Annotated in this window: 6 protein-coding genes; 2 read left to right on the top strand and 4 right to left on the bottom strand. The window is 50.0% G+C overall.

Annotation, left to right across the window (positions count from 1 at the left end):
- Nucleotides 1-42: 42 nt before the first annotated feature.
- Nucleotides 43-282, bottom strand: coding sequence for a hypothetical protein (locus tag K4A83_RS21300; RefSeq protein WP_265266718.1), 240 nt, complete (start codon nucleotides 280-282; stop codon nucleotides 43-45).
- Between the two features lie 63 nt (nucleotides 283-345).
- On the opposite strand from K4A83_RS21300, the gene K4A83_RS21295 reads away from it, so the two are divergent.
- Nucleotides 346-1752, top strand: coding sequence for an N-acetylmuramoyl-L-alanine amidase (locus K4A83_RS21295; protein WP_265266717.1), 1407 nt, complete (start codon nucleotides 346-348; stop codon nucleotides 1750-1752).
- A gap of 157 nt (nucleotides 1753-1909) precedes the next feature.
- On the opposite strand, the gene ftsH3 is transcribed toward K4A83_RS21295, so the two are convergent.
- Together ftsH3 and K4A83_RS21285 are read right to left on the bottom strand one after the other, a co-directional pair.
- Nucleotides 1910-3760, bottom strand: a complete 1851-nt coding sequence (ftsH3, locus tag K4A83_RS21290) for an ATP-dependent zinc metalloprotease FtsH3 (RefSeq protein WP_265266716.1) — start codon at nucleotides 3758-3760, stop codon at nucleotides 1910-1912.
- Nucleotides 3761-4056: 296 nt separating this feature from the next.
- A complete protein-coding gene (locus K4A83_RS21285) occupies nucleotides 4057-4740 on the bottom strand; it encodes a C40 family peptidase (protein ID WP_265266715.1) in 684 nt (227 codons plus the stop codon).
- A 52-nt stretch (nucleotides 4741-4792) separates the two neighbouring features.
- On the opposite strand from K4A83_RS21285, the gene K4A83_RS21280 reads away from it, so the two are divergent.
- Nucleotides 4793-5734 carry a class A beta-lactamase-related serine hydrolase gene (locus K4A83_RS21280; RefSeq protein WP_265266714.1) on the top strand — a complete coding sequence of 314 codons (942 nt, stop codon included), beginning with the start codon at nucleotides 4793-4795 and terminating at the stop codon, nucleotides 5732-5734.
- 131 nt (nucleotides 5735-5865) lie between these two features.
- Here the strand turns inward: K4A83_RS21280 and bchM are convergent, their stop codons facing one another.
- Nucleotides 5866-6579, bottom strand: a complete 714-nt coding sequence (bchM, locus tag K4A83_RS21275; RefSeq protein ID WP_265266713.1) for a magnesium protoporphyrin IX methyltransferase — start codon at nucleotides 6577-6579, stop codon at nucleotides 5866-5868.
- Nucleotides 6580-7013: the final 434 nt, after the last annotated feature.

Raw genomic sequence — 7013 nt, 5'->3', positions numbered from 1 at the left:
CGGTAGGGCATACCGGATCTAAAGCTTGGGGAGATTTGCCCTCTAGCCTGGTTGGAGCAATCCTGCTAGGTTATGGCGAGTCTGTGAACCAAGAATCCTCGTGCCTTTAGGCCGAGGAGTGTCAACTCCCCACCGACTGGCTGGTATCTCAACCATCTCCATAGCTTCAGTCAGAATCATCGCCCCCAGGACAATAATCTCAGCGCGTCTTTCGGACATTCCGGGGAGGTTCAGGCGATCGCTATAATCAGAACTGGCAAGGGTCTGAGTCACGTCTAGCAAGGTTTCCCGGCCAACAAAGTTCGTGATGGCGCAGATCAACTCGGCGTACTTCAGTTAAATCAAATGCTCACTCGCTGGAATTCATGGATTTTAGGACTCTTGGGGGCGCTGCTCGTCGCCCTGCCTGCCGAGGGGAGACAACTGCTCTATTGGCAGTTTGACCCCAATCAAAATCGCCTCACCTTTAGCACCGATGAAGGAGTACAACCCACCGCCCAGTTAATCAGCAATCCCACCCGCTTGGTGATTGATTTACCCGGCACAGTATTGGGCCCAGTCGTGCGGCAACAAGCAGGCTACGGGGGAATTGCCGCCATTCGCACCAGCCAGTTAAACCCCAACACCACCCGGATTGTAGTGGAAGTCGCCCGAGGATATACCCTCAACCCCGAACAAATCCAGTTTCAAGGTCTAGCCCCTCATCAGTGGGTGGTACAACTGCCCACCCCTCAACCTATTGCCCCATCAACCTCCCCCAACCAACCCCTCGAAGAATTCCAAGTCACCCGCAATGGCTTTTTTCTCCGCTTACCCAACCAACAACCCCAGCGCGTGGACATCCAACGGAGTCGCAACGGTTTACAGGTTTTGGTCGATTTGCAGGGCATCACCTGGCCCGAATCGTGGCAACAGCAACCTATCACCCTAGACCGTTATGGGGTGAAAACGGTGGAATTTAACCAAACCCAAACCCGAGATCGTCAACCCTTGGGACAATTGATCTTAAATGTTGCTGCCAATAGTCCCAACTGGGAGGCCTCTTGGAGTCCTATGGGCTTATCGATTATTCCCCAAGGTGGAACAGGACGCTGGCAAGAGGATCGTCCCTCTGCCCCCTCCCTGCCCCCAGAAGAGGTGATCTCTACCCTTTCCGTCCCCCCACCCCAAACCCCCCCTAGCACCCCTCACAACCGCGTAGTGGTGATTATTGACCCAGGTCATGGGGGGCGAGATCCGGGGGCGATTGGTTTGCGCGGCCTGCGGGAAATTGATGTGGTGCTGCCTATTGCTTTAGAGGTGGCGCAAATTCTCCAACGGCAGGGGGTAGAGGTGTTAATGACCCGCAATAGTGATTATTTTGTCACCTTACAAGAGCGGGTGATCATGGCGAATCAAGCGCGGGGGACGGTTTTTGTGAGCATTCATGCCAATGCGGTAGATGGGGGGCGTTCTCAAGTGAATGGATTAGAAACCTACTACTACACCAGTGGGGGGTATTTAGCCCAAGCGATTCACAACAGTATTATTCAAAATGTACAGATCCAAAATCGGGGAGTCCGTCGGGCGGGGTTTTATGTGTTAAAGTATGCCGCGATGCCGTCGGTTTTGGTTGAGGTGGGTTTTGTGACGGGACGGGTGGATGCGGCGAATTTAGCCAATCCAGCTTATCGGAGTCGGATGGCTGGGGCGATCGCACAAGGAATTCTGGTCTATCTCCGACAGCAACATCGACCCTTCAGCCAACCTTAAAGAGACAAGCTTTGGATGCTTGCTCTTCTGGGTTTAAATTGGACTTTGGAGGATTAGGAAAAAAGAAACGAGGTTACGGATCAAACTAATAAATGACCCCACCCTGTAAGACAGGATGGGGGGAGATGATGCTTAATGAACCAAGACGGAAATTGCCTTAAACAATAGCGGCCATCTTCACATCATTGGTGTCTAAGATGTTTTGTAACTCTTCGGCATCTACTGTTTCTTTTTCCACTAACATATCAGCCAAAGTATCGAGGATGTGACGGTTGCTTGATAAGACATCCTTCGCACGACTGTAGGCCTGATCCACCAACTTCCGCACTTCCTCATCAATCGCGGCGGCGGTTTCGTCGGAAAAGTCCCGATCTGAGGCAATTTCCCGACCAAGGAACACATTGCCTTGTTGACGACCTAATGCGACGGGGCCGAGGCGATCGCTCATTCCGAACCGAGTCACCATTTGCCGCGCTACCCGTGCCACCTGCTGTAAATCATTAGAAGCCCCAGTTGTCACCTCTTCCTCACCGAAAATTAACTCTTCGGCAATGCGACCTCCCAAAGCGACAGCCATTTGATTTTGCAAGTAAGACCGAGAATATAACCCCGAATCCATCCGATCCTCACTCGGAGTAAACCAAGTTAACCCCCCAGCACGACCACGAGGAATAATACTAATCTTCTGCACCGGGTCATAATCCGGCATTAACGCCCCCACTAAAGCATGACCCGCTTCGTGATAAGCCACTAACTGTTTCCGTTTTTCGCTCATCACTCGGTCTTTCTTCTCGGGTCCAGCTAACACGCGGTCAATGGCATCATTGACTTCATCCATCGAGATTTCTGTCAAACTGCGACGGGCGGCTAAAATGGCGGCCTCATTCAACAAATTAGACAAGTCCGCCCCGGTAAAACCAGGAGTCCGACGGGCGATTTTTTCCAAATCTACATCTTTCGACAAGGTTTTCCCTCGGGCATGAACCTGAAGAATTTCCTTCCGTCCCGCATAATCAGGACGATCAACTACAACTTGACGGTCAAAACGACCGGGACGCAACAAGGCTGCATCTAACACATCCGGGCGGTTCGTGGCGGCAATAATAATGATTCCGGTATTGCCTTCAAACCCGTCCATTTCCGTTAACAACTGGTTGAGGGTTTGTTCCCGTTCATCATTGCCGCCCCCTAAACCTGCGCCCCGACTGCGACCGACGGCATCAATTTCATCAATAAACACAATACAAGGGGCGTTCGCTTTGGCTTGTTCAAACAGGTCACGCACCCGAGAAGCCCCGACCCCAACAAACATTTCCACAAACTCGGAACCGGAGATGGAGAAGAAGGGAACACCAGCCTCACCTGCAACGGCACGGGCTAACAGGGTCTTCCCGGTTCCCGGAGGCCCCACTAATAACACCCCTTTGGGAATTTTTGCCCCGACGGCCGTAAAGCGGTCAGCATTTTTCAGGAAGTCCACCACTTCCGTCAGTTCTAATTTCGCTTGTTCAATCCCCGCTACATCGCCGAAAGTGACTTGAGTTTGGGGTTCCATTTGCACCCGGGCGCGAGATTTGCCAAAGTTCATGGCCTGGGACCCCGGACCACTGGAAGCCCGACGCAAGATAAAGAACAGGGCGATTAATAATAAAGCGGGAACAAAAAGACTGCTTAAAATGCGGAACCAGAACCCGTCATCTTTGGGCGGTTGCACGGAAATATCCACGTTGTTGGTGGTGAGGATATCGATTAGTTCTGGGTCGTTGGGGAGGTTCACCAGAACTTGGGTTCCGTCTTGGGTGGTGACTGACGCTTGAGAACGATCGGCGGTCAGACGAATGGTTTCAATTCTACCGCTTTCCACTTCTTGGATCAGTTGACTATATTTCCAGCTTTCCCGGGTTTCCCGAGGGCTATCGAAAAAGGCAGAAGCGAGAGCTAGAAGAACGACCACTAATAGGACATACAGTCCTGCGTTACGCCATTTTTTATTTTTGTTATTGTTCACGCGCTTGAACTCCTAATGTTGTTGGCTGTGGCAATATCCTTATCCTTATATTTTTACTATTTTGACAGTGTTTTCTCGTAGCGATCGGCACGAGAACCAACCTTGAGGGGAATCAGACAGTCTGAAATCATCTCATGTCGGACAACACTGTATTTTTTATAGCAAGGATGGCTTACGCCCCAAGATGTGACAACCTGTTTTACTCTTATATTAATTTATGTTAACGTTTCTCAGGAAGTCTTAACAGAGTTGACAAAAAAAGGGGTTTTGTGCATATAGCTTGATCTTAATGGATTTTAACCGGGCCAACTGGTCATGACTCGTCCGGCACAGAGGAGATAGGGATAATATTTACTCCCGACTGACCCACTGTCAGGGGAGAGGGAGTCAATGCCGATGCCGTTGCGTCCTTTTTCAATGCCGGAACTGTGGATATATTGGTTATGACCTAAATAGAGGGCCACATGGGTGACGCGGGTGGTTTCTTGAAAAAAGATTAAATCTCCGGGGAGGAGGTCATCCCAGGGGACTTTCTGGGTAAAGGTTTCCTGTTGGTAGGAGTCCCGAGGTAGCCAAATCCCGGAGGCGGCAAAGGCAGCCTGCATGAGTCCGGAACAGTCATAATGGGGGGCAACGGTTCCCCCCCAAAGGTAGTGATGGGGTTGTGTCATGGCGTGGTGGGTAAAGGCGATGATCTCAGGAATTTTTTGTGCGATCGCCTCCCGTGACCAAATCGGGGCGCAATACTTGTGTTCACTGGGTTGGAGGGCTTTCCCTTGAGTCACAGGCAGCCAAGCGAGATAATCGTCCTCACAGAGTTGAACCCGATACACAGCCCCCTGTTGTTCTAAGATGCGCAATTGTCGCCCCTTCGCGGCTTGGGTAGCCAAACCTTGACAAGTGGGGGAATTATAAAGATTAAGATCAATCTGGCAACTATATTCACCCGTTGGAGAGGGGGAGAGATGGGAAAATTCCATATCAGTAAACAATAATTAGTACAAAATTATTAGTACACAGTTAACAGTCAAAATGCCATTTTTCTATCGCCACCCCCAACTTGAAACCCTTGGTCAACAGATTTTAGACGCAACTTGGTCTAAATTTCCCAACCTCACAGAGCAACAAATCGCCCTCACCTGGTTAGTGTACGATCCTCCGGTCATCGTCAATACAGGGGCTGCCATTGCCTACGAGGAGTTTTGGCAGTATCCCGTCCGAGGCTTTAGTTATCGCGGCACAGAACGTTACTATCCCGCCCACTTAGCCCAATTATTCTATCTGGTGGCCATTGAAGAATGGTTAAGCAAAGAAATGTTAACCACTTCACCGGAACTAGAGCGAGCCATTCGGGACATGGCTATTCATTCTAGCCATGATGCCACCAGTTTAGTCATCGATGTATTGAGCGGAACCACCAGTGGACCAGAATTGTCGCCGGGCCCCTTTGAAACCTGGAAACAACAACGAAATATTGTTAACCGTTACTTTCAATCATTAGGCTGGGAAGAATTAGCCGAGATTAACCTCAATCAAAAGACTTGGAGTTATGGCCCCTACGGTCGAGAACGTTATTACATGGGGGAAATGATGGACAATCGCAATATGTTAACCGCCAATGCGATCGCCCGTCTCCTCCATAGTATTATCGGCGGGGTAGCCGTCAGTAGCGATCGCGCTCAAACCATGATGCAACTACTCCAACGTCAGCCCGACCTACCCCCCACCCAAACAGGCACAGAAAACGGCATTCAAGGCTTCCTAGGCGCAGGAATCCCCCCTCAGAGTCATTTGTGGTCAAAAGGGGCATGGAACGCCCAAATCCGCCATGATGCTGCTTATATCGAAGTCCCAGACCTTCAGCCCTATCTCCTAGTTGTTCTCACCGAAGGCATCGACGAGCAAGACAAAGCAGCCATCCTCCCCTTCATTTCCCAAGAAGTTCTAGCCGCCATGACCCAGATTTTCCAGTGAACCAAGTAGGGCTTGCTGAATAACTCGGGGAGCGGGGGAGCAGGGGGAGTCGGGAATAATTGTCAATTATCAATTGTCAATTATCAATTCCCTTGTTGAGTCTAGCGTTGGGCTTTTTCAGCAAGCCCTAATTATTCATTGACCCCTTCCCGCACCGCTTCCAGCAAACGGGAATAGTAGAAACGAGTGCTAGTCATCTCCTCCCGTTTCAGCGTGAAACCATTCTCTTGCAGAATTTTCACAATATCCGCCTCCCGGTGTTGATAAGCCCGCGTCGTCTTACTCGGCCCAGGGAAAAACTCCCCAATCCGCTTTAACAGCGTCAAACAGAGAGTCTTCGGCGCAAAACTCAAAATCAAACGAGATTGCGCCAAAGAAGCCAGATGTTTAATCATTTGCGCCGCCTCATCCGTCGGATAGTGAATTAACACATCCAGACAAATCACCGTATGATACTGCCCGCTAATCCCCTCCAAATCCTTCGTTTCCAACGTTAAACCACTCGTATCCTTTAACGTCTCTCTGGCCCGCTCTTGGGCTTCCGTGACCATTTTCTCAGAGATATCACTCCCATAGACCTTAGCCCCCGCTTCCGCCAGAGGAATACTTAAACTCCCCACCCCACAGCCCGCATCACAAATAGTCAACCCCTCCAAATTGCCATCCTCCTTGAGCCAATTCAACACCTTATCAATAGTTTGTTGATGACCAACACGAATATCCAGTTGAACCTTATTCACCTCCCCATCCCCATAAATCCGCCGCCATCGGTCGAAACCTGTAGAGTTAAAATAGTCTTTAACGATAGTTTTATCATTGAGAGTTTTATCATCCAGAGCAGTCATTATGAATCAATCCTGTTGAAAATTAAGCAATAGCCACAGATACTAACTCTATCGCCGTTTGCGACCCCAAGACAAGGTTCCATAATGAACCCCATGTAGGACTTGCTAAATAACTTGGGAATTCGGGAATCCGGGGATTTTCGGGAGTCGGGAATGGGGGAGCAGGGGAACAATTACCTATTACCTTATTACCTATTACCTTGTTGAGTCTAGCGTTGGGCTTTTTCAGCAGACCCCATGTAAGGAAACCAATCCCCCCTCTTGAATCACTACAATACGAAGTAAACCATATCATTATCATTAGCTCATGCAATCCTCCAAACACATTATTCCCCTAGCTCTTAGCCTCCTGCCCTTGGGCTACACCACCACCCTCCAAGCCCAAAGCATCACCCCCGCCCCCGATGGAGTCAGCACCCTCATCCACCACAACG

The organism is Spirulina subsalsa FACHB-351 (genome assembly GCF_026130165.1).
In the GTDB taxonomy this organism is placed as follows: domain Bacteria; phylum Cyanobacteriota; class Cyanobacteriia; order Cyanobacteriales; family Spirulinaceae; genus Spirulina_A; species Spirulina_A subsalsa_A.
The sequence above is the reverse complement of the archived record's forward strand: the minus strand, read 5'-3'. Positions and strand labels throughout refer to the sequence as shown.

What these genes read in the sequence shown, in the direction of transcription:
- K4A83_RS21285 (WP_265266715.1), bottom strand. Translation starts at nt 4,740, where the DNA reads ATGGAATTTTCCCATCTCTCCCCCTCTCCAACGGGTGAATATAGTTGC.
- K4A83_RS21295 (WP_265266717.1), top strand. Translation starts at nt 346, where the DNA reads ATGCTCACTCGCTGGAATTCATGGATTTTAGGACTCTTGGGGGCGCTG.
- K4A83_RS21280 (WP_265266714.1), top strand. Translation starts at nt 4,793, where the DNA reads ATGCCATTTTTCTATCGCCACCCCCAACTTGAAACCCTTGGTCAACAG.
- bchM (WP_265266713.1), bottom strand. Translation starts at nt 6,579, where the DNA reads ATGACTGCTCTGGATGATAAAACTCTCAATGATAAAACTATCGTTAAA.